Origin of the sequence: Thiothrix nivea DSM 5205, assembly GCF_000260135.1 — a bacterium.
Taxonomy (GTDB): Bacteria; Pseudomonadota; Gammaproteobacteria; order Thiotrichales; family Thiotrichaceae; genus Thiothrix; species Thiothrix nivea.
On the sequence record NZ_JH651384.1, the window covers coordinates 2,027,995 to 2,053,144 of the forward strand.

The 25,150-nt window shown below is 53.6% G+C and carries 30 protein-coding genes; 7 read left to right on the top strand and 23 right to left on the bottom strand.

The features are described 5' to 3' along the window. Positions 1-7 precede the first annotated feature (7 nt). The 11 genes from THINI_RS26485 to rplU all read right to left on the bottom strand — a co-directional run bounded on the left by THINI_RS26485 (position 8) and on the right by rplU (position 9,631). Positions 8-1,156 (bottom strand): L,D-transpeptidase, encoded by a 1,149-nt coding sequence (locus THINI_RS26485; protein WP_002708489.1) that lies wholly within the window; start codon positions 1,154-1,156, stop codon positions 8-10. Positions 1,157-1,190: 34 nt separating this feature from the next. Next, positions 1,191-2,765 carry a TIR domain-containing protein gene (locus tag THINI_RS10080; protein ID WP_002708490.1) on the bottom strand — a complete coding sequence of 525 codons (1,575 nt, stop codon included), beginning with the start codon at positions 2,763-2,765 and terminating at the stop codon, positions 1,191-1,193. Between the two features lie 101 nt (positions 2,766-2,866). After that, positions 2,867-3,367, bottom strand: coding sequence for a methylated-DNA--[protein]-cysteine S-methyltransferase (locus tag THINI_RS10085; protein WP_002708491.1), 501 nt, complete (start codon positions 3,365-3,367; stop codon positions 2,867-2,869). A gap of 133 nt (positions 3,368-3,500) precedes the next feature. Continuing rightward, positions 3,501-4,316, bottom strand: a complete 816-nt coding sequence (locus THINI_RS27005) for a lytic transglycosylase domain-containing protein (RefSeq protein WP_169314611.1) — start codon at positions 4,314-4,316, stop codon at positions 3,501-3,503. Between the two features lie 309 nt (positions 4,317-4,625). After that, on the bottom strand, positions 4,626-5,021 hold the full coding sequence (gene apaG, locus THINI_RS10095; protein WP_245536611.1) for a Co2+/Mg2+ efflux protein ApaG: 396 nt from the start codon (positions 5,019-5,021) through the stop codon (positions 4,626-4,628). A 75-nt stretch (positions 5,022-5,096) separates the two neighbouring features. Beyond that, complete coding sequence (gene proB, locus THINI_RS10100; protein ID WP_002708495.1) at positions 5,097-6,230, bottom strand: glutamate 5-kinase; 1,134 nt, start codon at positions 6,228-6,230, stop codon at positions 5,097-5,099. Then, positions 6,220-7,236, bottom strand: coding sequence for an Obg family GTPase CgtA (cgtA, locus tag THINI_RS10105; RefSeq protein WP_002708496.1), 1,017 nt, complete (start codon positions 7,234-7,236; stop codon positions 6,220-6,222). Before cgtA ends, proB begins: the two co-directional genes overlap by 11 nt. Positions 7,237-7,241: 5 nt before the next feature. Beyond that, positions 7,242-7,970, bottom strand: a complete 729-nt coding sequence (locus tag THINI_RS10110; protein WP_002708497.1) for a helix-turn-helix domain-containing protein — start codon at positions 7,968-7,970, stop codon at positions 7,242-7,244. Next, on the bottom strand, positions 7,963-8,895 hold the full coding sequence (locus THINI_RS10115; protein WP_040839359.1) for a Dam family site-specific DNA-(adenine-N6)-methyltransferase: 933 nt from the start codon (positions 8,893-8,895) through the stop codon (positions 7,963-7,965). The genes THINI_RS10110 and THINI_RS10115 overlap by 8 nt, the downstream gene beginning before the upstream one ends. 134 nt (positions 8,896-9,029) lie before the next feature. Next, on the bottom strand, positions 9,030-9,302 hold the full coding sequence (rpmA, locus tag THINI_RS10120) for a 50S ribosomal protein L27 (protein WP_002708499.1): 273 nt from the start codon (positions 9,300-9,302) through the stop codon (positions 9,030-9,032). A gap of 17 nt (positions 9,303-9,319) precedes the next feature. Next, positions 9,320-9,631, bottom strand: a complete 312-nt coding sequence (gene rplU / locus THINI_RS10125; RefSeq protein WP_002708500.1) for a 50S ribosomal protein L21 — start codon at positions 9,629-9,631, stop codon at positions 9,320-9,322. A gap of 166 nt (positions 9,632-9,797) precedes the next feature. Here rplU and ispB point away from each other — a divergent pair, with 166 nt between their 5' ends. Beyond that, the gene (gene ispB, locus THINI_RS10130) at positions 9,798-10,766 is read left to right on the top strand and encodes an octaprenyl diphosphate synthase (RefSeq protein ID WP_002708501.1); all 969 of its coding nucleotides are present in this window, start codon (positions 9,798-9,800) and stop codon (positions 10,764-10,766) included. Between the two features lie 7 nt (positions 10,767-10,773). Here the strand turns inward: ispB and THINI_RS10135 are convergent, their stop codons facing one another. From THINI_RS10135 to THINI_RS10145, 3 genes are all read right to left on the bottom strand, one after another. Then, complete coding sequence (locus THINI_RS10135; RefSeq protein ID WP_002708502.1) at positions 10,774-11,355, bottom strand: DUF3501 family protein; 582 nt, start codon at positions 11,353-11,355, stop codon at positions 10,774-10,776. An 11-nt stretch (positions 11,356-11,366) separates the two neighbouring features. Continuing rightward, on the bottom strand, positions 11,367-12,710 hold the full coding sequence (locus THINI_RS10140; RefSeq protein WP_002708503.1) for a (Fe-S)-binding protein: 1,344 nt from the start codon (positions 12,708-12,710) through the stop codon (positions 11,367-11,369). Positions 12,711-12,832: 122 nt separating this feature from the next. Next, complete coding sequence (locus THINI_RS10145) at positions 12,833-13,252, bottom strand: rubrerythrin family protein (RefSeq protein WP_002708504.1); 420 nt, start codon at positions 13,250-13,252, stop codon at positions 12,833-12,835. A gap of 138 nt (positions 13,253-13,390) precedes the next feature. On the opposite strand from THINI_RS10145, the gene THINI_RS10150 reads away from it, so the two are divergent. Continuing rightward, a complete protein-coding gene (locus tag THINI_RS10150) occupies positions 13,391-14,722 on the top strand; it encodes a DUF3530 family protein (protein ID WP_002708505.1) in 1,332 nt (443 codons plus the stop codon). A gap of 63 nt (positions 14,723-14,785) precedes the next feature. Here the strand turns inward: THINI_RS10150 and THINI_RS23385 are convergent, their stop codons facing one another. The 3 genes from THINI_RS23385 to THINI_RS10165 form a co-directional block, all read right to left on the bottom strand. Beyond that, positions 14,786-15,379: a C40 family peptidase gene (locus tag THINI_RS23385; protein WP_002708506.1), complete on the bottom strand. Its 594-nt coding sequence runs from the start codon at positions 15,377-15,379 to the stop codon at positions 14,786-14,788. Between the two features lie 320 nt (positions 15,380-15,699). Further along, entirely contained in the window at positions 15,700-16,512 is an 813-nt protein-coding gene (gene speD / locus THINI_RS10160; RefSeq protein WP_002708507.1) for an adenosylmethionine decarboxylase, read from the bottom strand. 110 nt (positions 16,513-16,622) lie between these two features. Further along, on the bottom strand, positions 16,623-17,042 hold the full coding sequence (locus THINI_RS10165) for an OsmC family protein (protein ID WP_002708508.1): 420 nt from the start codon (positions 17,040-17,042) through the stop codon (positions 16,623-16,625). Between the two features lie 120 nt (positions 17,043-17,162). Here THINI_RS10165 and THINI_RS10170 point away from each other — a divergent pair, with 120 nt between their 5' ends. Further along, on the top strand, positions 17,163-17,414 hold the full coding sequence (locus tag THINI_RS10170; RefSeq protein WP_002708509.1) for an HP1242/YdcH family protein: 252 nt from the start codon (positions 17,163-17,165) through the stop codon (positions 17,412-17,414). A 9-nt stretch (positions 17,415-17,423) separates the two neighbouring features. On the opposite strand, the gene gshB is transcribed toward THINI_RS10170, so the two are convergent. From gshB to THINI_RS10200, 6 genes are all read right to left on the bottom strand, one after another. Next, a complete protein-coding gene (gene gshB / locus THINI_RS10175) occupies positions 17,424-18,383 on the bottom strand; it encodes a glutathione synthase (protein WP_002708510.1) in 960 nt (319 codons plus the stop codon). 17 nt (positions 18,384-18,400) lie between these two features. Further along, on the bottom strand, positions 18,401-19,411 hold the full coding sequence (locus tag THINI_RS10180; protein WP_002708511.1) for an NAD(P)H-dependent glycerol-3-phosphate dehydrogenase: 1,011 nt from the start codon (positions 19,409-19,411) through the stop codon (positions 18,401-18,403). Next, positions 19,408-19,863, bottom strand: coding sequence for a protein-export chaperone SecB (gene secB / locus THINI_RS10185; protein WP_002708512.1), 456 nt, complete (start codon positions 19,861-19,863; stop codon positions 19,408-19,410). The genes THINI_RS10180 and secB overlap by 4 nt, the downstream gene beginning before the upstream one ends. 26 nt (positions 19,864-19,889) lie before the next feature. Next, on the bottom strand, positions 19,890-20,132 hold the full coding sequence (gene grxC / locus THINI_RS10190; RefSeq protein ID WP_245536612.1) for a glutaredoxin 3: 243 nt from the start codon (positions 20,130-20,132) through the stop codon (positions 19,890-19,892). A 17-nt stretch (positions 20,133-20,149) separates the two neighbouring features. Further along, entirely contained in the window at positions 20,150-20,575 is a 426-nt protein-coding gene (locus THINI_RS10195; RefSeq protein WP_002708514.1) for a rhodanese-like domain-containing protein, read from the bottom strand. A gap of 98 nt (positions 20,576-20,673) precedes the next feature. Next, positions 20,674-21,018, bottom strand: a complete 345-nt coding sequence (locus THINI_RS10200) for an ArsR/SmtB family transcription factor (RefSeq protein WP_002708515.1) — start codon at positions 21,016-21,018, stop codon at positions 20,674-20,676. A 263-nt stretch (positions 21,019-21,281) separates the two neighbouring features. Here THINI_RS10200 and THINI_RS10205 point away from each other — a divergent pair, with 263 nt between their 5' ends. From THINI_RS10205 to moaC, 4 genes are all read left to right on the top strand, one after another. Then, positions 21,282-22,484: a murein hydrolase activator EnvC family protein gene (locus THINI_RS10205; protein WP_002708516.1), complete on the top strand. Its 1,203-nt coding sequence runs from the start codon at positions 21,282-21,284 to the stop codon at positions 22,482-22,484. Positions 22,485-22,663: 179 nt separating this feature from the next. Then, positions 22,664-24,067 carry a S41 family peptidase gene (locus THINI_RS10210; RefSeq protein ID WP_002708517.1) on the top strand — a complete coding sequence of 468 codons (1,404 nt, stop codon included), beginning with the start codon at positions 22,664-22,666 and terminating at the stop codon, positions 24,065-24,067. Further along, positions 24,067-24,618, top strand: coding sequence for a DJ-1 family glyoxalase III (locus THINI_RS10215; protein WP_002708518.1), 552 nt, complete (start codon positions 24,067-24,069; stop codon positions 24,616-24,618). Before THINI_RS10210 ends, THINI_RS10215 begins: the two co-directional genes overlap by 1 nt. Then, positions 24,615-25,103, top strand: a complete 489-nt coding sequence (gene moaC / locus THINI_RS10220; RefSeq protein WP_002708519.1) for a cyclic pyranopterin monophosphate synthase MoaC — start codon at positions 24,615-24,617, stop codon at positions 25,101-25,103. Before THINI_RS10215 ends, moaC begins: the two co-directional genes overlap by 4 nt. Positions 25,104-25,150 lie beyond the last annotated feature (47 nt).

The following is a 25,150-nucleotide window of genomic DNA, read 5'->3' on the forward strand; positions in this document are numbered from 1 at the left end:
ACCCTTGTCATTCACCGATATAAACCAGTGTGTTTTCAGGCGCTTGCCGGAACACGTTGATCACATCCTGGTTGAACATACGGATGCAGCCATGGGAAGCGGGCTTGCCGATCAGGCCCTCTTCCGGCGTGCCGTGGATGTAGATATAGCGGCTGTGCGAATCCACCTTGCCACCTTTGTTTTTGCCCGGCTCCAGGCCATCCAGCCAAAGAATGCGGGTTGTCACCAAGTCTTCCGGCACATCTACCGGGTCGGTAATGATCTCAGCCAGCTTGCCGGTGTTTTGCCTGCCGGTAAAAATGGTTCCCAGTTTTGCGCCATCCCCAAAACGATCACTGACGCGGTGCGCACCCAGCGGGGTTTGGTCGCTGCCGCTGTTACTGCCCGCGCCTTTGGTGGCAGTGGATACCCGGTAGGTTCCCAGTAACTCGCCACCCTGGCCGTACTGGAACAGCTTTTGCTGGCTGATGTCCACCAGGATAATGCCTTTCCCTGCGTACTGGGCGAAGCGTTTGCGCAGGTCAGTCAGCAACTGCTGGTAGTCGCCGCGATCGTCGATAATGTCGCTGTTGGCCGTTACGGGAGCGGTTGCGGTTGCTGGTTGCGCTGTTGCTGCAAGCGTGGCCTCAGCCGTTGGCTGCTTGCCGCCAAGATAGGTAGCAGTAAACTTCTCCAGCCCCATCTGGTCAACTGGCGCGAAATCTTCCTGGATTTCCCAACGCCCTGCATTTTTTTTCAGCCACAGGTAACCAACGAAGTCCTGGGTCTTGCCATCCCGGGCATAGGAAAAATTCAGGTAGGCAACAGCCTTGTCACCGTCATTGGACTCGATACGCAAGGAGTTCAGGGTAGTCTTGCTGACGCCCTGACAACGCGCCGCTGTATAGGCGGGGCGGAAAGTTTGGGCTTGTTGGCAATCCCGCTCTTCCAGCGCGGCGTAGAAGCCTTTTACCACGGCTTCCGGATCAGACTCAGCCGTCACGGTAATGCTGGCGGGTGGTGGCGCGGTATCCTGAACGCTGGCAGATGACTGGGCTGCCTGCTCCGCCAGGCCGGGGATAGGCATGTTTTCCTGTTGTTCCGCGCTGTCGCCGGTGCAGGCGCTGGCCGACAGCCACAATGCCAGCATCACCAAGCCATTGATTGTTCCATTCATTGATAGCATTCCCATACATGGTTATCCGTAGCCATTATTTTGCCAGATAGGCATCAAATACAAATCCGGTTTTGCCTGCTGAATCAATTTTCACCCAATAGCCGCGCTCACCGCTAACAGATTGCAGGGAGCTGACCCGCTCCAGCACTTTCACCTGCTCGCCGTTCTTGACGGTGAATGCTACCCCACCAGTCACGTCGGGGGCGGAACGCACATTCAAATGCGGCTGAGCCGTGACCCGCCTCCAATCATCCAGCGGGATCAGGAAGGCGTCGAAGGCGTAACCTGCCCTGCCCTGGTAGTCGATTTCCACCCATTGGCCGCTGTGCCCGCCCGCCACGGTGGCGGCACTCACCACCCTGAGCACGTTGACCTTGCCACCATCGGGAACCGTGCCCACCACCCCCGCGCGCTCACTGGCAGCGGAACGGACGTTAAGGTGAGGCTTGGCGTTGACCTGATGCCAATGGCTGGCGGTGCCACTACTGGTGCTGGTCGCAGCTGACGATGATGTGGCGGTGCGGGATGCGCTGGTGGCTTGTTGTTGGGCAAGCCGGAGCTGTTCCTCCAGCCGTTGCAATTTCTCACGCTGGGCTTGCAGCTCCCTTTCGGTGGCGGCCTGGCGGGTCATTTCCGCGATTTTTTGCTGGGCGGCTTCCAGTTGTTGCTGCGCGTCCTGCTCGGCCTGGCGGGTTATCGCCTCTGCCCGACGTTGCGCTTCGGCAATAGCCTCATCCTGGTTGGAGGATGGTATAACCAGACCCGGAGACATTTGCATGAAAGCGATCACTGCCGCCAGCACCATTACCCCGACTGCACCGATCATGAGAGGCGCACGGCTGGAATGGCGGTTTACCTGCCCGATGTCTGCCAGTGCTTGAGGTGCGGGTCTTTTGGCAGCGGCGGAATCCTCACCCACTTGTTCAGCATGGGGGATGCGCTGGCCAGCAACCTTTGATTTCCGGTTGGTGGCCAGTAGTTCATCCACTTCTTCGGCAATGGAGGAGAGGATGTCACGGCGGCAACGCATTTTTTCCAGCAGGGTACGTGCGTCATCCTGTGTTTCGGGGTCACGTAAGCCACGCTTAAGATCCAGCAGCAACGCACTTTGCGCCTCATAGCTCAAGATGCCATCGCTCTCAAGCTGCTCGGTAATTCCCCCCAAGTAAGAAATGGGTACAGGGGGTGGATCAGGCAGCGGATCGGGCAAGGCTTGGGGAGGCGGAATGTTTGTCAACGCCCTGCCCAAACTAAAAGCGGTTTCACGATCCTGCTTGCGGTAGTCCACGAACTGGATTTGCGACAGCAGCGGCGGTAACAGGTTGGTCGACATGCCGTCGCTTATTTGCACGGGCAAAATGGCTTTACCCAGTGCAGCGGCATAGTGGTACTCGCGGTTACAGGCGACTGACTCCAGCGCCTCCGGGCTGAGCGCGAACACGAATACATCGCAGTTGCGGATGGTTTCCAGAATTTTATCCCACCAGGCATGGCCGCCACTCAATTCCTGGTCAAACCAGACGGTATGCCCCAGTGCTTCAATATCGTCGGCCAATACCCTGACCGTGCTTTCCGATTTGCGGTTATAGCTGATGAAGATGTTAGCCATTGCTCCCCCTCCTTGCTGATGCCCACTGTCTATTCTAGTAGACTTTACTCCATTTGTCTGAAATTTTGGGCATTTTGTTGACCCAAGCCAGTCAGCAAAGGCTAGAGCAACCGTAATTCCGGCGCTTTGCTTTCCAGTTGCAACAGGTAGTGTTTAGCGGCAATTCCGCCTGCGTAGCCAGCCAGCTTGCCTGATTTGGCGATCACGCGGTGGCAGGGAATGAGGATGCTGATGGGGTTCTGACCGTTGGCAGTGCCGATAGCGCGCGCGGCCTGCGGCTGACCGAGTGCTTCAGCCTGTTGCGCGTAATTGCGCGTTTCGCCGTAGGGGATTGCTTGCAACGCCTGCCACGCGCGGCGCTGGAAATCAGAGCCTGCCGGGCGCAATGGCAGGTCGAAGACTTGCCGGGTTCCAGCGAAATATTCCTGCAATTGCACCACGGTTTGCCGGGTGAGGTGGTTGCCACCTTCCCTGATGCTGCCGAACGCGGCGAGAATTCGCGGCCAGTTGCCGGTAAACGCCAGCGCCAGCACAGCGCTTTCGTCCGCAGCAATAGACAAGTGGCCTATTGGTGATGCCCAGATTTCAAACGTGGCGTTCATGTGTTTTGCCTTGCAACTGTTTGTGCATGAAAACACAGTGTAGGCGATTGTCCGCAAGCTTGGAAAAAACCGTTAAAAGGGCGCAGTAGCGGCTAAAAAAAGCCCTGCGAACCATCAACAGGGCTGGAGAAAATTACTCAAGACCACGGAACACCGTAAATGCCTGCACCGGTTTTGCCCACCCGGAACCACGCGCTGCGGCTGGCGTCACCCGCGCATTACGCTGGAAACCGCTGGCCTGGGCAACAGGTGCCTGTTGCAGGCGATTGTATTCGCCCATGATTCTGGACACATAAGCCTGGGTTTCCCGGTAAGGCGGAATGCCGTTGTATTTGCGTACCGCCCCCGGCCCGGCATTGTAAGCTGCCAGCGCCAACTGCTTGTCACCATTGAACTCACGCAACATCTGCCCCAAGTATTTAACACCCCCCATGATATTCTCATGCGGATCCCAGGCATTATTGACGCCCATCATGTCGGCAGTACCCGGCATCAACTGCATCAAGCCCATAGCTCCGGCCCTTGATTGGGCGCTTGGGTTAAAGCAGGATTCCTGTTTCATGACCGCACGTACCAGGTTTTCATCCACACCATAGCGTTGGGCGTGCATACGGATGGAATTCAGATGGGGGGCAAGCTTACGCTCCAGTTGCGCCTGGGTTTGCCCGCCACAATGAAAACGGGGGACACCACCACTGGCTGGTTGTGACCGCGAGGCTGGAGCCGGTGCAACGGCTTTGGGCTGTTTTTGCTTCTGTGGCGCACCATATTTGGCGACCAGTTTGTATTTGTTACCCTTCTTGGGTGTGTTGGTCAACCAACGTGTGCCATCCTTGTCGACATAGGTATAGATCGCCGCTTGCGCCGACTGACTATAAACCGCACCACCGCACAGCATCGCCACCGCCAGCAAACTTTTTGCATGATCTGGTTTGTTTGGGGTTTCCATTTTTTTTACCGTTTTTTTGTTCTTATAATGACCGACTTTATAGGCGGGCACGACCTCTCGCAGATAGCGCGCCATCGTATCAAAACATGAATTAATAAAATTAATCTATAAAGACTATATCCCGGTATTTTGGGGATTGTCCAGCAGGCGGTGATGAATGGTCAGTTGATTTTTTGCCGGACTATTCTACACTCAAAGGCAGCAATTTCCTTAAAGTTTTGCGGGTATTCATAAGGATAGTGATGCCGCATGGTGGGTTCGCGTACCTTGTGCGCGAACCTTTTCATCCAGAAGCTACAATAGCGGTTATTAATGCAGAACTCGCGGATCAGCCAGACGGAAGGGGGAAATCTCCGCATCAAAGCGTTCCCCATCATCCGCCAGCATCTGGTATGAACCATGCATGACACCCAGCGGCGTATCCAGAATGGTGCCACTGGTGTAACGGAAGCCCTCACCCGGCTGCAAATACGGTTGCTCACCCACCACGCCTTCGCCCCGTACCTCTTGGGTGCGCCCTTCCGCATCGGAAATGATCCAGTGCCGGGTCAGTAGTTTCGCCGGAATACTGCCCTGGTTCACGATGGTCACGGTATAGGCAAATACATAACGTGCCTGTTCCGGATCTGATTCTTTCTCAATAAACTGGGTTTCGACCGACACTTGGATATTGTAACGTTCGCCATCCATTTCCTGTTCCTCCATACACACACTCTGCGCCAGAACATATAGCACTTATAGCGCACATCACAATTAATTCCGACCAATGCGGGATATTTTCTACAATAACACCAAATTATCGCGATGGATCAATTCCGGCGCATCCACATAGCCCAAAACCTGCTCGATTGACTTACTGGGCTGGCGTTTGATGCGGATAGCCTCTTCACTGGAATAATTCACCAAACCCTTGGCGATCAGGCGGCCATCTTCGCTAACGCAACTGACCACCTCACCCCGGTCAAACACTCCTTCCACCCTGGTCACGCCGATTGGCAACAGGCTTTTACCGGTTTTAAGGATAGCATCCGCAGCACCTGAATCCAGCCACAAGGTTCCCTTGGCAGCCAGCTGCCCGGCAATCCACTGCTTGCGGGCGGCGAGAGGAGCGGCATCTGGCAATAACAGGGTTCCAAGCATTTCCCCGGCACGCAGCCTCTCCAGCACCAGCGGTTCACGCCCGGAAGCAATCACGGTGGCACAACCAGAACGGGAAGCGCGTTGCGCCGCCAGCACTTTGGTGCGCATCCCGCCACTGCCAATCAGGGTACCAGCACCACCGGCAAATTCCACGTAATCGGGATTATTGGCACGACCTTCATGGATCAGTTGGGCATCGGCAAATTTACGCGGATCCTTGTCGTACAGACCGGATTGGTCGGTGAGAATCACCAGCACATCCGCCTCCACCAGATTCGCCACCAGCGCCCCCAAAGTATCATTGTCTCCCAAACGGATCTCATCAAAAGCAACCGTATCATTTTCATTGATTACCGGAATGACTTTAAGTTCAATCAGGGTAGTCAGGGTGCTGCGGGCATTCAGGTAACGGCGGCGGTTGGCAAGATCATCATGGGTGAGCAGCACTTGCGCGGAGTGGAAACCGTGTTGCTGGAATACTGTTTCATAGGCATGGATCAGCCCCATTTGCCCGATAGCAGCAGCAGCCTGCTTCTCAAACAACGCTTTGGGCTTGGTTTTCCAGCCCATGCGGCTCATGCCTTCGGCCACCGCGCCGGAAGATACCAGCACGATTTCGATGCCCTGCTGGTGCAGGCGCGCCATCTGCCCGGCCCAATCGGCCAGCGCCTCACGATCCAGCCCTTGCCCATCGCGGGTCAGCAGAGCGCTGCCAATTTTGACGACCCAACGCTGGGTCTTGGGCATGAATTCACTGCGGTAGTTACTCTGCATGTTCATCCAGATACTGCATGATGTGGAAACACAGGTTTTGCGTGCCTTCACCGGTGGCGGCGGAAATGCGGAATACCGGGCCTTCCCAGCCCAATGCATCGACGATTTCCTGGCAACGCGGTTCGCGTTCTTCCGGCGGCAGCACGTCGATCTTGTTCAGCACTAACCAGCGCGGGTAATTGGCCAGCTCGTCGCTGTACTTTTCCAGCTCGTTTTCGATGGTGCGCACAGCCTGTACTGGCTCATTCTCCTCCGCCAGCGGAGCCACGTCCACAACATGCAGTAACAAGCTGGTGCGGGAAAGATGGCGCAGGAACTGGATACCCAAACCGGCACCTTCCGCCGCACCTTCGATCAGGCCGGGAATATCAGCCATCACGAAACTTTGCAGCTCACCGACCCGCACTACACCCAGGTTGGGGTAAAGCGTGGTGAATGGATAATCGGCAATTTTGGGGCGGGCGGCGGAAACAGCACTGATCAAAGTGGACTTACCGGCATTCGGCAGACCCAACAGGCCCACATCCGCCAGCAGCTTCAACTCTAGCCGCAGGACGCGCAATTCACCCGGCGTACCCGGCTTAGACTGGCGTGGCGCACGGTTGACCGAACTCTTGTAGCGCAGGTTGCCAAGGCCGTGCCAACCACCTTTCGCCACCATCAAACGCTGCCCCTCTTCGGTCAGGTCGCCGATTAGTTCACCGGTTTCTTCATCGTAAGCAACTGTGCCGACCGGCACCTTGATTTCCTTGTCATCGCCGCGCTTGCCGGTCATGTTGTTACCCATGCCGTTCTCGCCGCGCTGGGCTTCGTAATAACGCTCATGCCGGAAATCGACCAGCGTGTTCAGGTTACGCTCCGCCACCAGATACACATCGCCGCCATCGCCACCGTCGCCACCGTTGGGGCCACCGTATTCGATGTACTTTTCACGGCGGAAGCTGACGCATCCGTTACCGCCATCGCCCGCCTTGACGCGGATCATTACTTCATCAACAAACTGCATAACTTTTATTCCAGCAACTTGGCTTCCCGCTCAAGCACTTCTTTAACAAATTCAGGGATTTCTTTACCCAAGTCATGGGCGACTGATTTGAGTTTCTCATAAACAGCAGCCTCATCACCCTGCCATACCAAATCAATCCGGCGGATTTGTCTGGTTGCAACATGCATATAATTTTCGGGAAAAGCCCAATAACAGGTGAGACAAACTTTCCTGTCCTTGAGGCTATTCCAGTTTTCACAATGCTCACACGACCATGACTTCGCCCGATTGGCAGAAGCAGACAGCAGCATGAAATCTTCTGGATTCAACTCCTGTCCATCACCATCCCCACCAACCTCATACGGTACGCGATGGTCGATTTGCAACTCACGCTCATCCATCACTTCCCGATAAATGAAACACCGGCAACCGTATTGCGCGATCAGGGCATCCTTGAGCCGCTTGGACAAACCTGTACGCCCTGATAATTTACGGATGCGCAAAGGTTGGAAATCACCAAAACGATACGCTGCAATCTTGCGCCCATCGGAACCCGTTACCCGAAAGGTTTCGAGAGGAATACCCTGTTCACGTACATCCCGCACAGCGCGAGGAGGATGGTTGTAACCGTATTTGTCTTTCAATTCCTCAGTGGTAATAAAACCATGCTCCAGAATATGGTCAATAACGGTTCGTGGGCGTTTGGCCGTGACAGACTGGCATCGCTCCAGCCATTCTGCCGGAATATCAGGCATGGTAAGAATCCACCCCAAACAAGGGATACTGGGGTGATTTCGGCACATGCCTAGGCATAACCGATGATCGCGCCTGTTTTTGCATCAACGCAGGTGAAAGGTATAGCGACTCGTAAGTCGTTTCATCACGCCCCAACAGGGTTGATTGACTGGATCGCCCTGCTTCCAACTCCACTCTGGACAGTTCCAGATAATCAGGCAGCAATTTACCAAACGTCTTATCACCCCTGCGGCCATCATAACTGACAATATAGGCAATGCCGCGATTATTCAGTTCTTCCAGCATTTCGACAAACCCAGCATGGACGATACCCGAAAGATAGCGGGAATCCCGCTCACCACAAACCCCCTGATAAGGAGGGTCCATATACACCAAATCGTCTCCCGTTACATTCCGCAAGACTTCACTGTAATCAAGAGCGGAAAAACGGGTTTTTCCTTTCAACAAAGCAGATACACCAAATATGTTGCCACGCATAGTCGCAGGGCGGGTTCCTTGACGACGCTTATCCGGGCTTTGGTTGAACATACCATCTGCATTGTAACGCACAGCGCCCTTGACACAACGCGCCAGCAAATACAGAAAAAGATACGGGTCTTGCGTTTGGTTAAACGCATCCCTTACCTGATAGTAATGATCAGCTCCATCTTTTTGATGCTGCCCATCCCAGACCTCTGCATAAGCACTAGCCACCTCATCAGGTTGTTCCACCATCAAGCGGAGCAGTTCCACCAATGGTTTGTTCAGGTCATTAATCCAGAAGGCTTCCGTCCTTTGGTAAGCCGATGCAGCAATACTGATGGCGGCGGAACCTGCAAAAGGCTCCACCAAACAACCAATATCCTTAGGAAAGTAGCGCAGGATAGCGGCTGCCAGATTACGCTTGCTGCCTTGATATTGAACGGGGTGAGGAACGTTTTTCATTGCCTGATCATACCTTATGGACTTAGAGGCTGCATTATCCCCGCCACCCTCCATCCACAACCAAACCTCAGAACCAGATACGCAAAAAGCCCCGACAGGCGGGGCTTTCAGCTATTCGCTTGAACGGGCGCTTATCAGTGGGCGCAGCCTTCAACTGGCTGGATACTGATGTACTTGCGGTTTTTCTCACCTTTTTGCTGGAAAACCACTACACCGTCTGCCTTGGCGAACAGGGTATGGTCTTTACCGATACCGACGTTTTCGCCTGCATGGAACTTGGTGCCGCGCTGACGTACCAAAATGTTGCCAGCCAGTACAAACTGACCACCAAAGCGCTTCACACCCAGTCGTTTGGATTCTGAGTCGCGACCGTTGCGGGTACTACCGCCTGCCTTTTTGTGTGCCATTGCTGTATCCCCTTACCTTACGCTGAAATGCCAGTGATTTCGATCTGTGTCAGGTACTGGCGGTGACCAGTACATTTCTGATGGTGCTTACGGCGGCGGAATTTCATGATCCGCACTTTTTCGCCGCGAGTCTGGGCCTTTACAGTTGCAGTCACCTTTCCGCCTGCAACGTAAGGTGCGCCGATTTGCACGGAATCACCTTCCCCGACCATCAGGACATTATCGAAATCAATGCTTGCGCCTTCTTCCACATCCAGTTTTTCAACCAGAAGGGTATCGCCTTGAGCGACGCGGTATTGCTTACCGCCTGTTACGATGACCGCATACATGATTAACGATTCTCCAAAAAATGTCCTGTTAAAGAGCCGCAGAATTTTACCTGCACCACCCGTCAAAAGCAAACAGGAAATAAAATATTAGCGCTGTTTGAGGGTATCGCTTGACATGCAGGGGTGCTGTTCCTAGCATTCGGGACTTTCAGCACCCAGCATTATCATGGATTTCAACGCAATTCGCCAACTCGCCGACGCCGACATGCAGGCTGTCAACGCGCTGATCCAGCGCCGTCTGCATTCCGAAGTCGTGCTGATCAACCAGCTCAGCCACTACATTATCGGCAGTGGCGGCAAACGCCTGCGCCCGTTGCTGGCGCTACTGGTTGCCCGCGCCTGCGGCTATCAGGGCGAAAAGCATGTGGACGTTGCTGCGATTGTGGAATTCATCCATACCGCCACCCTGCTGCACGACGATGTGGTCGACGAATCCAACATGCGCCGGGGCAAGGAAACCGCCAACAACGTCTGGGGCAACCAGGCTGCCGTATTAGTCGGTGATTTCCTGTATTCACGTTCATTTGAAATGATGGTGGATGTCGGCAGTATGCGCGTGATGGAAATCCTTTCCACCACCACCAACACCATTGCCGAAGGCGAAGTCCTGCAATTGCTCAACTGCCATGACCCGGATACTAGCGAAGAACGCTACATGGAGGTCATCCATTCCAAGACTGCCAAGCTGTTCGAGGCTGCCTGCCAATTAGGTGCAGTGCTGGCAGGGCTGGATACTGAACAAGAACAGGCCATGGCGCACTTCGGTATGCACTTGGGCACGGCGTTTCAGTTGGTAGATGACGTATTGGATTACACCGCAGATGCCGAAGAAATGGGTAAAAACGTCGGCGACGACCTCGCCGAAGGCAAGCCCACCCTGCCACTGATCATTGCCATGCAGCGCAGCCCGGCAGAAACCTCGGCTATCTTACGCAAATCCATCGAAGAAGGCGGGCTGGAGCAAATCGACACCATTATGCAGGCTATCGCTGACACTAAAGCCATTGACTACACCCTGGAACGGGCGCAAGGCGAAACCGAGGCTGCCATTACCAGCCTGCAATGCCTGCCGGAAAGCGATTACCGGCAAGCACTGGAATCACTGGCCTGGTTTGCGATTAACCGCAGCCACTAATCCAGATTCAAGCCAAATCAGCCGCCAGCGAATCGCGGGTAGCTTCCGGCACTTCCAATTCATAGCTGTAATTCGGATGCTCAATCCCCATCCGCAGCGACACCCGGTCACGCGCAGCCGCCACCATATCCGGCGTCAACTCAAAGCGTAGGAAATGCACGGAAGAGGTCTTCTCATCCGTTTCCCGCTCCAAATCTTCATTGGCAATCGGGTAAACCTTGTCGAAACCATCAACCTGCACCCAGGTTTTCTTCTCGATACCGATCAGTTTCGCCAGCCACACCTTGCGTTCTTCCACATCCGGGAATTCCACCATAAAAGTCGCTTTCCAGTTGGAGCCATCCGGAATCAACGGGTTGTAGGCTTCCAACTCTTCCGCAATGCCTGCTGCCTCGAAAATCTTTTCGATACGCAGCATTTCCTGAATCTGGTATTGCATGGTCAGGCGGTCTTCAAAATACAGCGTGGCATTCGGGCCGATATGCACCTTGCGGGCAGCCTTGTGCGCAATCACCTTCTCGCGGAAAGCTTTACGCTCCACTGAATACTGCTCCAGACTCATCAGGTCTGCCCGTGTCAACTTATCCATTTCACATCCTCCTACAGCCCGTAAGCAATCCGCAACATCGTTAGCGGATGAGTCGGCTCTGGCGCCCCGTCATCCAGCCCGTTTTCAATCTGATGCCCCGCCATCGGGCAGTCGCTACCATAGTAATCCGGCTTACCCTGCTTGACCTTGTTGAATACCGGGCGGCAGATTTTCATCGAAATATCGTGGAACTCGCTTTTCACCGCATACGTGCCATCATGGCCGGAACAGCGTTCCAGCAACTCCAGCTTGGTATCCGGAATCAGTTCCAGCAATTCGCGGGTCTTGTAACCAATATTCTGTACGCGCAAATGGCAGGCAGTGTGGTAGCTGACATTCCCCAACGATTTCTTGAAGTTGGTATTCAGCTTGCTTTCCTTGTGGCGCAGCATCAGGTATTCAAACGGGTCGAAAATACGCCCCTTGACGGTTTGCACATCGGCATCATCCGGGAACATCAACGGCAATTCCTGCTTGAACATCAGTACGCAGGACGGTACTGGCCCGACAATATCCCAACCGTCGTTGATCAGTTTCATCATGGCTGGAACATTCACATCCTTGGCCGCAGCGACCGCTTCCAAATCGCCCAGTTCCAGCTTGGGCATACCACAGCACTGTTCCTTATCCAGCAAAGTCACCGGAATACCGTTATGCTCGAATACCTTGCGTAAATCTTCGACGATATGCGGCTCGTTATAGTTGCCGTAGCAAGTGGCAAAAATGGCCACCTTGCCAGTAGTACGCCCTGCTGCAACAGCTTTGGACTCATCCAGCACCTTGTGGCGAACCACACGGTCACGGCCCTTGTCGCTGTGGTAGGACGGAATCTTGGCGTTTGGATGCACGCCCAGCACCTTGTCCAGTTGCGCACGGAAGGCCGGATTCTGGTTCATTTTATTGACCACATCGGCAACCACCGGAATGCCTGCCAGCTTGCCCACCCTATCCGTTGAACTCAGCACCTTGTCGCGGAACTTGGTTTCACCCTTCTTGAACTTGACCGCCTTAGCGCGCAGCATCAGGTGCGGGAAGTCGAGATTCCACTCATGCGGCGGAATGTACGGGCACTTGGTCATGTAACACAGATCGCAGAGATAACAATGATCTACAACCTTCCAGTAATCTTCCTTCTTGACCCCATCCACCTCCATGCTTTCAGATTCATCGACCAGATCGAACAGGGTAGGAAAAGAATTACACAGGCTGACGCAGCGGCGGCAACCATGACAGAGATCGAAGACGCGTTCCATTTCGTGCATGACCGCATCTTCGTTATAGAAATCGGGGTTTTTCCAGTCAAGTGGGTGACGGGTAGGTGCTTCGAGGCTGCCTTCGCGTTTCGGGGTTGCCATCTTTGTTATTCTCCTGTGAAAGAAACCCCTCCCAGCCTCCCCTTATCAGGGGAGGAGCGAAGAGCCTCCGACTCTATGCCTCCCCCTTTGAAAAAGGGGGACTGAGGGGGATTTTTCTTCGATTAAGCGTCCAGGTTATCCAGCGCTTTCTGGAAACGGTTGGCGTGCGAACGCTCAGCCTTGGCCAGGGTTTCAAACCAGTCAGCGATTTCGTCGAAACCTTCATCGCGCGCGTCTTTCGCCATACCAGGGTACATGTCAGTGTACTCGTGGGTTTCGCCCGCGATGGAAGCTTTCAGGTTGTCGGAAGTAGCACCGATTGGCAAACCGGTTGCCGGGTCGCCGGAAGCTTCCAGATATTCCAGATGACCGTGCGCGTGACCGGTTTCACCTTCCGCAGTGGAACGGAATACAGTTGCAACGTCGTTGTAGCCTTCAACGTCAGCTTTGGCTGCGAAGTAGAGGTAGCGGCGGTTGGCTTGGGATTCACCTGCGAAAGCATCTTTCAGATGCTGTTCTGTTTTACTTCCCTTCAGTTCCATGTATGGACTCCTCGGTTGTGTGGTTGATTAAACTGTTTGGAGCATTGTACTCTAAGCAAAAGCACGACGCGCTTCCAATCGTATATTTTGAATGTTTCATTCGATTTTAACAAATGTACCATTTCTAAGGAGAGGAAAATGAAAGCTGCCGCAGCCTTATACACGGTCGCCTCGGTTGCAGTGCTGGCGCTGATGATCATGCGCCCACCCGTCGAAGTGTCCAGCCCGGTAGAAACCTCGCCCGCGCCGGAAACCACCAGTGCAGCACCGCCAGCTAGCCAGGAGCCAGCAGAAACAAATGCCCCCATGCCAGCAGCACCTACGCCTGCCAGCACCGAACCAACGGCTCAGCAGCCGGTACAGATGCCTGCGCCCACACAAACACCCCCCCCTGCTGCCGACGCCGCTGTACCTGCCCCGACAGCCGTGATGCCTGCGCCTCCAGAGCAAGCGCCTACGCCAATGCAGATGACTGCGCCAGCTGCTGTGCCACCAGCGCCTGCCAGCCCCAGCCCTCCACCCCCAGAGCAAGCGCCTACACCAATGCAGATGACTGCGCCAGCCACTGCGGCACCAGCGTCTGCCAGCCCCAGCCCTGCACAGCCAGAACAAGCGCCTGCGCCAGCCTCTATAACACCACAGCCCCCATCGCCTGACGCCAATCAGACAGCGCCAGCGCCTGCCGGAGAAGCGTTACCGGACGAAAAAAAAAATGATGCAGGATCTGTAGCCAAACCAGCCCCGACGACCAACGCCACACCTGACTATGCGCGCGAACAACGCATAGCCAGCGAAATCCACGACTCCATCCTCGATGGTGAAGTGTTGACGCTAAATGATGGCAACCATGATTTCATGGGCATTCTGACGAATGCGGAACAGCCGCGTGGTGCAGTGATCATCCTGCATGGGCGCGGCGTCAACCCGGACTGGGAAGATGTCGCCCACCCCTTGCGTACCGGCTTGGCCACGAAGGGCTGGACAACGCTTTCCCTGCAAATGCCCGTACTGGAGAAAGACGCCAAATACTATGATTACGTCCCATTGTTCCCCAATGCTGACAAACGTATTGATGCAGGCATCGCCTTCCTGAAACAAAAAGGCATCAAACCGATCGTGCTGGCGGCGCACAGTTGCGGTGCTCACATGGCCATGCACTGGATTGAAAACAAGGGGGATGGCGACATAGCCGCCTACGTTGGGTTGGGAATGGGCGCTACGGACTATCAACAGGACATGACCCAACCGTTCCCGCTCGACAAAATGCAAGTGCCGGTACTGGATGTGTACGGCGAAAAGGAATACCCACAGGTCATCAGCATGGCACCCGAACGCCAGGCGCTAATGCAGAAAGCAGGCAACCCGAACTCCAAACAAATGGTGTTACCGGTTGCCGACCACTATTTCAAGGATAAGGGGGAAGAACTGACCGCTGTTGTCAGCACTTGGCTTAACAGCCTGCCACTTTAAGCCCCGGCCTGGTCATCAAACCGAAAAAAGCCGCTAACGCGGCCTTTTTCATGGCAAACCGATTCAGGAATAAGCCGGCTTGCAAGCGCCCGGAATACGCCCAAAGCCGATCAGCTTGCGCGCCCAGTAACCTGTCAGCGTATCCGTTGTAATCGCCTTGCCCGTGCGCGGTGCATGGACAAACTTGTTGTCGCCCAGATAGATACCTACGTGGCTGATGCGCTTGCCACTGGTATTGAAAAACACCAGATCGCCTTTAGCAGCCTGATCCTTGGAAACCCTGACCGAGGCGGAATACTGCTCGGCGGCAGTCCGTGGCAAGCTCACACCCGCCCCCTGCCCGAAAGCGAACTGGGTCAGGCCACTGCAATCAAAACCGGTTTTAGGGCTTTCGCCACCAAAACGGTACATTTTGCCCTGCTGCTTTTGTGCAACCCAAGCAGCGCGGTCAAGCAAGGTGACATCGTTGGATTGTTTCTCTACTGGAATGCGAGCCGGCTTGGCTTCAATGTTTTTGGCGTGAGCCAGTTGCACCTTGTAATGATTATTTTCTTTAGCGTCTGAAGTTTTGACAGTTTCTGAATTACAGCCTGCTAGTAACATGACCACCGCACCCACAACGCACAGGGCCAGCGGCTTCGTACCAACACTACTCATACTCAACTCTCTTTAATTTAAGGATTTTGATTGTCCATTCCATGACATAATTATCTTCCCTCAAGATCGCCCAAAGATTAATCATCAAGCGATACCGAAGAGAACGTTAACCATATTTACAGTAATGCACAACACAAACGAACGAAATTTAATCATTTTTTTTATTGAATATTTCAATTGTTTTAATTACGCCAATTTACAGGTATTTGTGGTTTTCTAGCAACACTTACAACTAGCACCAATCATGCATCAGCATCCATCACAACACGGCTGAAGCCCTGCCACCCATTACTGGCCAGGGCACTCAATTGCACCATGGCTCACAGGCTGCCCGTATTGCGCCCGTAGAAAATTTCTTTCATTTCCTTGCGCAACTGCATTTCGATCTGCTTCAAATCTTTTTCGAAATAGTCATTTTTACCTAGACCAAACAGGTAGTTATCCAACTCAAATTCTTTCAGCATCATTTTGGTGTGAAAAATATTTTCCTGATAAACATTCACATCCAGCATGGAATAGTTGCGCTTGGTTTCAGGCGACAGGAAGTTCTGGATGGAGTTTATCTTGTGGTCAATGAAGTGCTTCTTGCCCTTCACGTCGCGGGTAAAACCACGCACACGATAGTCCGTAATTACAATATCGGACTCGAAACTATGTATTAAATAATTCAATGCTTTCAGCGGTGAGATGCGTCCACAGGTAGAAACATCAATATCCGCACGGAAAGTGCTGATCCCGTTATCGGGATGGCTCTCAGGATAGGTATGCACTGTCAGGTGGCTTTTATCCAGATGCGCCACTACGTCCTCTGGATAAGGCCCCGGGCGCGCGGAATTGGAAAGCTTCTCCTCTGGAATGACCGGCTCCTCGGATACCAGGATGGTAACGCTGGCCCCTTGGGGGTCATAATCCTGCCGCGCCACGTTGAGGATATTAGCACCAATGATGTCCGCCACATCCGTGAGAATTTTGGTCAACCGGTCTGCGTTATATTCTTCATCAATATAGGCAAGATATTCCTCCCGGTGTGCCGGGCTCCTTGCGTAACAGATGTCATAAATATTGAAACTCAGGGTTTTGGTCAGGTTGTTGAACCCGTGCAGGCGAATCTGCTTCTGGTGACGCTCAACCAATTTTCATCATCCTCTAGATCAAAGGCGTAAAAAACAGCCGGTTGACCAGCAACCAGCATGGGAGTGAACTATGCAAAACTATGCCTTTGCGTGCAAGTGAAATTAATGCTTCAAGCGGCTTCGCGCATTTCAAAGTCGTGGGTGACCTCTGCCGTTTTCGCCAGCATGATGGAAGCGGAACAATATTTCTCTGCCGACAGCTTGATGGCACGCTCAACCTTGTCTTCTGCCAAGCTTCTCCCCGTGACAATAAAATGCAGATGGATACGGGTAAACACCTTGGGTTCCTTTTCCGCCCGCTCGGCTTCGATCTGTACTTCACAATCCACAACCTGCTGCTTGGATTTTTGTAGGATCAGCACCACATCAAAGGCGGAACAGCCGCCCAGCCCCAGCAACAGCATTTCCATCGGGCGCACACCCAGATTGCGCCCACCCAGCTCCGGCGGGCCATCCATGACAACTGAATGGCCACTACCAGACTCACCAACGAAACTCATGTTATCCAACCACTTGACCCTGGCTTTCACGCTACGCTCCCGTCATGGAAAAAGGCTGATGTTAACATACAATGGTTTTGACTTAGCGCACGCCAACCATCAAACTCTGGAGGTAAGCTTAATCAATAACCTAATGAAGGAGAGTAGTAAATGTTTGGTGAATCCCACGACTTGGCTATTGAATTTCCCAAGTACAAAGAAATCATCCACGATCTGAAGATGAATGACAGGCACTTCGCGCGTCTGTTTGACGAACATGAGGAGGTGGATGCTCAACTGAACCGGATTGAGCAGGGCATTGAAGCCCATGCGGATGAGTTTGTCGAAAGCCTCAAGCTGCGCCGATTGCACCTCAAGGATGAGTTGTATGGGCTGGTCAAACAGGCCACCAACCAAGCCTGATCAGGCAAGCTACGCCAGCCTGTTGTCAACCGCATCCCATAACAGGCTGGCGATGTTGGCCGAGTAAATGGCATCCAGCTCCCGGATACAGGTGGGGCTGGTAACATTAATCTCGGTGACATAATCACCGATAACATCCAGCCCGACAAACACCAGCCCCATTTCCCGCAATACCGGCCCGATAGCGGCACAGATGGCAAATTCACGCTCAGTTAAATCCACCCCGATGCCCGTTCCGCCAGCGGCAAGATTTGCCCTCCCCTCACCCTCTGCCGGAATCCTCGCCAACGCATGAGGAAACGGAACACCATCAATCAACAGAATGCGTTTGTCACCCTGCCTGAATTCCGGCAGAAAACGTTGCGCCATAACGCTACGCTGACCATGCGCGGTAATCGTTTCCAGAATAACATTACGATTGGGATCATTCTGCCGCACCTGAAAGATCATGGCACCACCCATCCCATCCAGCGGCTTGACCACAATATGCTGCTGCTCTTGCAAAAACTCGCGGATACGCGCCATGTCGCGGGTTACACGGGTTGGCGGGGAAAATTCCGGGAACCAGGCAGTAAACAGCTTCTCATTGGCTGCACGGATACTTTCCGGACGGTTTATCACCAACGTCCCGCGCTTCTGCGCCAACTCCAGCAAATAAGTACTGTAGATGTATTCCATATCGAAAGGCGGGTCTTTGCGCATCAGGATGACCGGCAATTCATGCAAGGGTTTTACGAGCGCCTCACCAAATTCATACCAACCTTTGGGGTCATCCTTAACCGTTACCGGATTCATCCTGGCATACGCCACACCATCATCAGCGTATATGTCGCCTTGCAAAATATGAAATAACGGACACCCACGCCGCTGAGCCTCCAGCATCATGGCGAAAGTGCTGTCTTTCTTGATGTTGATGGTACTGATCGGGTCCATGACGACACCGATTGCATAAGGATTTGCTTGCTGCATGGGCAACAACCCCCGTATCAGAATTCCGCCTTAAGATCGCGGGAAATCAGCTCCTGCACCGCCTGACGGGGAGGAAGCTGCTCATAAAGAATGCGGTATACAACGTCGCAGATAGGCATTTCCACACCCGCCGTTGCGGCCAGCTTGCCGATGGAACGGGCGGACTTGGCACCTTCTACAGCCTGCCCGATTTCAGCGATGGCTGTTTCCATATCTTTACCCTGCCCCAATGCCAGACCCAGGCGGCGGTTACGTGACTGGTTGTCGGTACAGGTCAGCACCAGATCACCAACACCCGCCAGCCCCATCAGGGTTTCAGGCTGCGCCCCCAGTTTCGTACCCAGACGCATGATTTCCGCCAGCCCACGGGTCACAATGGCAACACGCGCATTGGCTCCGAAGCCGAGGCCATCGGAAATCCCGGCAGCAATGGCAAGCACATTTTTGATAGCACCACCCAACTCAACACCGAGAATATCCTGACTGAAATAGACACGGTAGTTGGGAGCCTGAAACGCTTCCGCCACAGCCTGCGCCAGCCCTGCATTTGTTGCAGCAACTGTCATGGCCGTTGGCAAACCACTTGCCACTTCACCTGCAAATGTCGGCCCGGAAACAACGCCGTATGATTTACATTGCGGCAGTTCTTCTTCCAGTACCTGATGCAGCAGCTTCCCCGTATCCAGCTCCAGACCCTTGGTAGCCCAAAGCACTGCATCCCGCTCAGTCAGCGAGAGGGAAAGCTTTTGCAGCAAACTGCGGAAACCATGACTTGGCACGACGATAAGGTGGTAATCAGCAAACGCCGCCACTGCCTGCAAATCACTGGAGCAGACCAATTTGTCGGGGAACGCGATGCCCGGCAGGTAATACGTGTTTTCACGCTCCCGATTTAGGGTTTCCACCTGGACGGGATTGATGTCCCACAACAGCACATCCAACCCATTGCGCGCCAGTTGCAGAGCCAGCGCAGTTCCCCACGAACCGGCCCCGTAAACAGCGATGGACTGGATGTGTTCTGTCATCATGCGGCGGCGACTTTCGCCTGTTCTTCCTGCAAACGGCGGGCATACAGGGCATCAAAATTGATGGGTGACAAATGCAACTCAGGGAAGCTGCCTTTCGACACCAAGCTAGCAATCACTTCCCGCGCATACGGGAACAGGATATTGGGGCAATAAGCTGCCAGCAGATGATTGAGCTGCTCCTCTGCATACCCCTGAATGAAGAACACCCCAGCCTGCTTAACCTCGACCAGGAACGCGGTCTTACCTGCACTTTGGACTGTGATGGTGATAAACAGCTCAACCTCAAAATTGTCATTGGCCAGGTTGTTGACTTTGGTATTCAGGTCGAGATTGGTATCCGGCTGCCAGTCCTGGGTAAAAATCGCTGGCGAATTAGGTGCTTCAAAGGATACATCCTTGATATAAACACGCTGGATAATGAATTGTTGTTCTTGTTGTTGTCCTTGACTCATACGCTATAACCCCTTTTACATGATTTTTAAGATTCAAACAGCAGGGCATCCAGTTTGCCCGCCCGATCCAGCGCGGCCATATCGTCATAGCCACCGATGGAAAGGCCACCAATGAAGATTTGCGGCACGGTTTCCCGGCCACTCAAGCGCTCCATCTCTTCCCACAATGCCGGATCACCACCGACATCGACCTCTGTATATTCAACGCCCTTGCGCTGGAGCAGCGCCCGCGCCCGCAGGCAATACGGACAAAATCGCGTCGAGTACATGGAAACACTGGCCTGCTTCATCGCTTGCTGACCGGCAAATTCGCCGACTCCCAAGCCACGATGCCACCGGCCAGATTACTTACATCCTGAAAGCCTGCTTTGGTCATCAGATGGCAAGCATAAGCGGAGCGGTTGCCACTACGGCAATACACCAGCACAGGCTTTTCCCTGGCCTGCTCCAACTCACCCAAACGGTTTTTCAACTGCCCTAGGGGTATGTGACGCGCCCCCTTGATTTTACCACCACGCAGTTCATTGTCTTCACGCACGTCCAACACCAAGGAACCATCCCTGTTGAGGATCTGCACCGCTTCGGCACTGTTGACCTGTTTATACTTGCGGGTAAAACGACCGATTTCAGTCCAGATAATCATTCCCAGGATGGCGACCAAGCCCAGGATCAGGACGGGATGATTGCGGGCAAAAACAAGATACTCTTCCACATTAGACCTTTTCGCTGTAAGCAGGAGCTAAAGATATACATCAGGAAGAATAACGTAAACCCCTACCTACCCGTTTTTTGTGATCCGCCCAGTAATGTTCAGTGTGGCGCGCTGCAGAAAACTTCCTGCATCATGCTAATCAGACGCAAGGTACGGTAGTCGCCAACCCGGTAATAAACCCGGTTGGCATCCTTGCGGGAAGCGAGAATGCCTTTGTCACGCAGAATCGCCAGATGCTGGGAAATATTGCTTTGGGAAGTACCCACATTATCAACAATATCCTGCACGCTGACTTCCTTATCCCCCAAGACACACAGAATCTTCAACCTTAATGGATGCGAAATGGCCTTTAATGAACGGGAAGCACGGTCAATATCCTCTTCCTTGACCAGCATGTCATCAATAGTGAAATCACAACTACCACCGAACGCAATGCTACCCATAGGTTTCCTCATCGAAAATAATTATTCCCAAGCACTTACTCTTGACGAACTCACTCAGCAAGCAACTTAGTATATTAGTATAGATAGATACAATAATATATCCTATTAAACCGCATGTCACCCCGTAACCTTACAATTCCCGCAGTTTTTAGGGATTTAGCCATTCGACAATGCTTTCCAGACCCCGGTGAACTATTCACGCCCATTCTTTTTCTTATGGTAGACTCTGTGGCATTACAAATACTCCGGAATTCTGACAAACGGTGAAACTCTATCCATATTTGTTCATTCTCCTGCTGCTGCCCTGGGCATCACCCAATGCCGCAGACACCCAGAAGCAACAACAGTTGCAACATGAAATCCGCCAGCTTTCCACCAACTTGAGTTCGCAGAAGAACGAATCGCAGGCGTTGCAGGATGAGGTCACCCGACTGGAACAAAAACTGGGTAATATTTCCAACAAAAATTATGAGACTGAAAAAAAAATCGAAACCACCATCACCAAGCTGGCAGAAGCCAACCAGAAAAAAGTCAAACTGGATGTGGAGCTGACAACACAAAAATCCGGCCTTGCCCAACAGTTACAAGCATTGTATTCAGCGGGCGAACAATCCCACCTGCGCCTGCTGCTGCGGCAGGATGAACCTTCCGACATCAGCCGCACCATCCGTTACTTCGAATACCTGAATGAAAACCGGGTAGAACGCATCCAAGGCATCCAGAAAACCCTCGGGGAAATCGACGCGGTACGCACCAGCATCGAAAAAGACCGCATTAGCCTTCAGGAACTCACCCAAACGCTGGAGCAACAGAAAGCCGACATTGAAAGCACCCTGAAAGCACGCTCCACCGCATTGGCCAACCTCAAAACTGACATCCGCAGCAACCAAAAGCGTCTTGACAAGCTGAAAGCGGAAGACGCCAAGTTTCAGGCCATGCTTGACCGCCTGGCAGCAAGCCAAGCGGCAAAAGCACAGGAAACCGCCACCGTGTCACGCCAGCCCCTGCCCGCCAAGGAAGAGAAAAAACCGGTCAGCGGCGGCAGACCGGTCAGCACCAGCTTCACCCCCGACCGGCCTTTCTCCACCTTGCGCGGCAAGCTATCCTGGCCAGTCAAAGGCAAAATCATCCACAGCTATGGTTCTTCACGGAATGAAAAACAACGCTGGAAAGGGGTCGTCATTGCCGCTGCGGGCGGCTCCAAAGTCAAGGCTGTGGCCAAGGGGCGGGTAGCCTTTTCCGGCTGGATGGATGGCTACGGTCACTTGCTCATCATTGAACATGACAACAACTACATGAGCCTATATGGTTACAACCGTGCGGTGTATAAAAAAGAAGGCACTATTGTCAATGCCAATGAAACGATTGCCGCAGTAGGGAATTCCAGCGGGCAAAGCCAAGATGCGCTGTATTTTGAAATCCGGCAAGGTACAACGCCCCAAAACCCGGCACGCTGGTGCCGATAAACAGCCTGACCCTAAAATCAGGGTTTACGCTTGAAAAAGCCGCCGATTGCACCATTTTTACAACAACTAAAGTGCATTTTTGCCACACAATGGTAAGATGGGAAACTTTTGCAGAGCCACCAAAAGAGCATCCTGTTACTTAAGGACCCGGGCAGCCACATTACTGGAGATAAATGATCATGCATACACGTTACCGCGTTCTGGCAGGTGCCATTGCCGGGGTACTGGTAGGCGCTACCGCAAGCGTCAGCCTGAATGTCTTTGCTTTCAGGCAAACCATTGAAAACCAGCCCTCCCTCGATGATCTTCAACAATTCTCGGAAGTCTATTCCCGCATTAAGGAAAACTATGTTGAGGATGTCAAGGATAAGGATCTGATGACCAATGCCATCCGCGGGATGCTTAGCGGCCTTGACCCCCATTCCGCCTACCTGGATGAAGAAGAATTCAAAGAACTGCAAGTCGGCACCAGCGGCGAATTTGGCGGACTGGGCATCGAAGTTGGCATGGAAGACGGCTTCGTCAAGGTCATCTCCCCGATTGATGACACCCCCGCGCAAAAGGCAGGCTTGCAGGCAGGCGACCTGATCATCCGCCTGGACGAAACTCCCGTCAAAGGCATGACCCTGAATGAAGCCGTCAAGGTCATGCGTGGCAAACCCGACACCAACATTGACCTGATGGTGGTACGCGAAGGCAAGGACAAACCCTTCAAGGTCAGTATCAAACGCGCCATCATTCAGGTCAAAAGCGTCAAACAACGGATGCTGGAGCCTGGTTACGGCTACATCCGCGTCACCAGTTTCCAGGCCAAAACCACTGAAGCCCTGATGGAGGCCGCCGAAACCCTGAAAAAAGAGAACAAAGGCAAATTACGCGGCCTGGTACTGGATTTGCGCAACAACCCCGGCGGTGTGCTCAACGCTGCTGTAGGTGTCTCCGACGCATTCCTTGAATCCGGCAAAATCGTTTACACCGAAGGTCGGGTAGAAGACGCCAAGATGGAATACACCGCCAACAAAGGTGACATCATCGAAAACGCCCCCATCGTCGTGCTGGTCAACCAGGGGTCAGCCTCCGCCTCGGAAATCGTCGCGGGCGCACTCAAAGACCACAAGCGCGCCCTGATTGTTGGTCAAAAAACCTTCGGCAAAGGGTCTGTCCAGACCGTCTTGCCTCTGGATGAAAAGACCGCCGTCAAACTGACCACCGCCCGCTATTTCACCCCATCTGGCCGCTCTATCCAGGCGGAGGGCATTGTCCCTGACATCGAACTCAAGCCACTCAAGGTCAAGGGGGAAGAAGAAGATGAAAACGCCTTCGACCCATTGTCTGAAGCCAACCTGAGCAAACACCTCAGCAACCCCAACGGCAAAAACGGGCAAGCGCCAGAGAAAGAAGAAGCCCCCACGAAAGACGAGAAAACCGACCAGGAAGTGGAATCCGATAAGGCCAAATCCCCGCTGGCAGAAGAGGATTACCAGCTGTTTGAAGCCCTCAACATCCTCAAAGGCATGGATCTGGTGCAAAACCGTGTTAAACCGGAAGCGCCGCCCACTGCCGCCAATAAAAAGGTGATGTAATGCCTAGGGTACTGATACCACTGGCCGCAGGCTGCGAAGAACTGGAAGCCGTCACCATCATTGACCTGCTTAGACGGGCGCGCATTGATGTGGTAACCGCCAGCCTGACAGCTGGGCCAGTGCATTGCTCCCGCGGCACTGTCCTGCTGGCTGACCGCCTGCTGGATGAGATCGCGGATGAAGACTTTGACATGATAGCGCTACCCGGCGGCCTGCCGGGAGCCGACCACCTGAACGCCGACCCACGTATTCATCGCCTGATCAACCGCTTGGCAGCCGCAGACAAACACGTCGCCGCCATCTGCGCGGCCCCCAAAGTGCTGGTGGGAAACGGCGTGGCCAATGGCCACCGGCTGACGGCTTTCCCCGGCGCACTCGATGCCCTTGACACCTCACAGGTACAGCTCACCGGCCAACCCGTCGAAGTGGACAACAAATTCATTACCTCGCGCGGCCCCGGCACTGCCATGGATTTCAGCCTGCAACTGATCGAAACCCTCTTGGGCAAAGCAGCACGGGATCAGGTGGAAGCCCCCCTGCAACGCCCATGAACGAACTGACCCATTTTAATGCCCAAGGCCAAGCCCACATGGTGGACGTAGGCAACAAAAGCACCACCCACCGGGTTGCAGTTGCCGAAGGGCGTATTGAAATGCAACCCGATACCCTAGCCAAAGTGCTGCAAGGCAACCACAAAAAAGGCGACGTGCTGGGTATTGCCAGGATTGCGGGCATCATGGCGGCGAAAAAAACGGCTGACCTGATCCCCCTCTGCCACCCGCTCGCCCTCACCCGGGTAGACATCGCACTCACCCCCCTGGCTGAAGCTAACGCCATCCACTGCCGTGCCACTGTGGAAACCCACGGCCAGACTGGCGTGGAAATGGAAGCACTGACCGCCGTCCAGATTAGCCTGCTAACCATTTACGACATGTGCAAGGCTGTCGATAAGGGAATGTCGATGGAAGGCATTTGCCTTCTACAAAAAACAGGTGGAAAATCAGACAATTGGAAAAGAACAGCTGACTCAAATTAAGAAAATCCCTAAATCGCCCTCCCCCAAGAGAGTAATATTTTTGCCAA

What these genes read in the sequence shown, in the direction of transcription:
- THINI_RS26485 (WP_002708489.1), bottom strand. Translation starts at nt 1,156, where the DNA reads ATGAATGGAACAATCAATGGCTTGGTGATGCTGGCATTGTGGCTGTCG.
- THINI_RS10080 (WP_002708490.1), bottom strand. Translation starts at nt 2,765, where the DNA reads ATGGCTAACATCTTCATCAGCTATAACCGCAAATCGGAAAGCACGGTC.
- THINI_RS10085 (WP_002708491.1), bottom strand. Translation starts at nt 3,367, where the DNA reads ATGAACGCCACGTTTGAAATCTGGGCATCACCAATAGGCCACTTGTCT.
- THINI_RS27005 (WP_169314611.1), bottom strand. Translation starts at nt 4,316, where the DNA reads ATGGAAACCCCAAACAAACCAGATCATGCAAAAAGTTTGCTGGCGGTG.
- apaG (WP_245536611.1), bottom strand. Translation starts at nt 5,021, where the DNA reads ATGGAGGAACAGGAAATGGATGGCGAACGTTACAATATCCAAGTGTCG.
- proB (WP_002708495.1), bottom strand. Translation starts at nt 6,230, where the DNA reads ATGCAGAGTAACTACCGCAGTGAATTCATGCCCAAGACCCAGCGTTGG.
- cgtA (WP_002708496.1), bottom strand. Translation starts at nt 7,236, where the DNA reads ATGCAGTTTGTTGATGAAGTAATGATCCGCGTCAAGGCGGGCGATGGC.
- THINI_RS10110 (WP_002708497.1), bottom strand. Translation starts at nt 7,970, where the DNA reads ATGCCTGATATTCCGGCAGAATGGCTGGAGCGATGCCAGTCTGTCACG.
- THINI_RS10115 (WP_040839359.1), bottom strand. Translation starts at nt 8,895, where the DNA reads ATGAAAAACGTTCCTCACCCCGTTCAATATCAAGGCAGCAAGCGTAAT.
- rpmA (WP_002708499.1), bottom strand. Translation starts at nt 9,302, where the DNA reads ATGGCACACAAAAAGGCAGGCGGTAGTACCCGCAACGGTCGCGACTCA.
- rplU (WP_002708500.1), bottom strand. Translation starts at nt 9,631, where the DNA reads ATGTATGCGGTCATCGTAACAGGCGGTAAGCAATACCGCGTCGCTCAA.
- ispB (WP_002708501.1), top strand. Translation starts at nt 9,798, where the DNA reads ATGGATTTCAACGCAATTCGCCAACTCGCCGACGCCGACATGCAGGCT.
- THINI_RS10135 (WP_002708502.1), bottom strand. Translation starts at nt 11,355, where the DNA reads ATGGATAAGTTGACACGGGCAGACCTGATGAGTCTGGAGCAGTATTCA.
- THINI_RS10140 (WP_002708503.1), bottom strand. Translation starts at nt 12,710, where the DNA reads ATGGCAACCCCGAAACGCGAAGGCAGCCTCGAAGCACCTACCCGTCAC.
- THINI_RS10145 (WP_002708504.1), bottom strand. Translation starts at nt 13,252, where the DNA reads ATGGAACTGAAGGGAAGTAAAACAGAACAGCATCTGAAAGATGCTTTC.
- THINI_RS10150 (WP_002708505.1), top strand. Translation starts at nt 13,391, where the DNA reads ATGAAAGCTGCCGCAGCCTTATACACGGTCGCCTCGGTTGCAGTGCTG.
- THINI_RS23385 (WP_002708506.1), bottom strand. Translation starts at nt 15,379, where the DNA reads ATGAGTAGTGTTGGTACGAAGCCGCTGGCCCTGTGCGTTGTGGGTGCG.
- THINI_RS10170 (WP_002708509.1), top strand. Translation starts at nt 17,163, where the DNA reads ATGTTTGGTGAATCCCACGACTTGGCTATTGAATTTCCCAAGTACAAA.
- gshB (WP_002708510.1), bottom strand. Translation starts at nt 18,383, where the DNA reads ATGCAGCAAGCAAATCCTTATGCAATCGGTGTCGTCATGGACCCGATC.
- THINI_RS10180 (WP_002708511.1), bottom strand. Translation starts at nt 19,411, where the DNA reads ATGATGACAGAACACATCCAGTCCATCGCTGTTTACGGGGCCGGTTCG.
- secB (WP_002708512.1), bottom strand. Translation starts at nt 19,863, where the DNA reads ATGAGTCAAGGACAACAACAAGAACAACAATTCATTATCCAGCGTGTT.
- grxC (WP_245536612.1), bottom strand. Translation starts at nt 20,132, where the DNA reads ATGTACTCGACGCGATTTTGTCCGTATTGCCTGCGGGCGCGGGCGCTG.
- THINI_RS10200 (WP_002708515.1), bottom strand. Translation starts at nt 21,018, where the DNA reads ATGGGTAGCATTGCGTTCGGTGGTAGTTGTGATTTCACTATTGATGAC.
- THINI_RS10210 (WP_002708517.1), top strand. Translation starts at nt 22,664, where the DNA reads ATGCATACACGTTACCGCGTTCTGGCAGGTGCCATTGCCGGGGTACTG.
- THINI_RS10215 (WP_002708518.1), top strand. Translation starts at nt 24,067, where the DNA reads ATGCCTAGGGTACTGATACCACTGGCCGCAGGCTGCGAAGAACTGGAA.
- moaC (WP_002708519.1), top strand. Translation starts at nt 24,615, where the DNA reads ATGAACGAACTGACCCATTTTAATGCCCAAGGCCAAGCCCACATGGTG.